A 929-nucleotide genomic window follows, 5' to 3' on the forward strand; every position below is an offset into this window, starting at 1 on the left:
GGACTGTTGATGTCAAAAGTCTGAGGGGCTCTTATGCTGAATCCTCTTCCTATTGCCATATCCATTTTTCCATTGTAATCGATCACCCATTTTAGATCAGAATCATAATAGTAGTATTTGTCATAAAGGGTGTTTGGCGAGAAATCGTGCAGGGTGAAGTTTGATTTCGTAACCGGTGTTGACCAGTATGTAAGATCATATCGGCGCACTGATGTTTCCCTTTTGTAGACAATCTCTCCGGTGTTGACCGCATTGGTGGTCTGGATCAGACTTGAGTTATGTTCAAATATCAGCTGTCCGTTTGTTGTTACCGCATTTGTAATTCTTAAGGTTAATCCAGTTGGAACTGTAACTATTACTCCTGGATCAATTGTCAATGAGCAACCATTTACAACTGGCGTAGCTGTTGAGAAAGGCTGATTAGGAGTAACTGATGCAATTACAATACTTTTAGTACTATCTGGATCTCCTTTAGACCAAGTATTACCATTCCAAACTGTTGAAGAGTTGTCTCCTATTACTACTGACCCCGTTGGATTAGATACACAAGTAGTACTTGTTTCAACTGTAAAAGTATACGTTCCCTCGATTAATCCTGTAACTGTATAAGATGATCCAGAATTATTAATAGTTCCATTTACTGTTCCAGATTGATTGATTTTCCATGTTCCTGAAGGAAGACCGCTTAAAACTACAGAACCTAAATTTGAACAATTTACTGGTGTGATTGTTCCAACTGTTGGAGTCGTTTCTATTTGGTTTAAAGTTATTACAGCACTTCCTGTCATATCAGCAGCTATTGCTGTACAGCTTGCATTTTTTAAAGCTGTAACTGTATAGGTTTTATTACTTGTTGGACTGACATTGAAAGTATATGGACTTGATGCAATTCCTGTAATATTTGTTGAAGTAGTACCATCTGAATAAGT

Annotated in this window: 1 pseudogene; it reads right to left on the minus strand. The window is 37.6% G+C overall.

Going from position 1 to position 929, the window contains the following annotated elements:
- Positions 1-929 (minus strand): annotated as a pseudogene (locus tag DM444_RS00190) (hypothetical protein); the annotation flags it as partial.

The organism is Flavobacterium ginsenosidimutans (genome assembly GCF_003254625.1).
In the GTDB taxonomy this organism is placed as follows: Bacteria; Bacteroidota; Bacteroidia; order Flavobacteriales; family Flavobacteriaceae; genus Flavobacterium; species Flavobacterium ginsenosidimutans.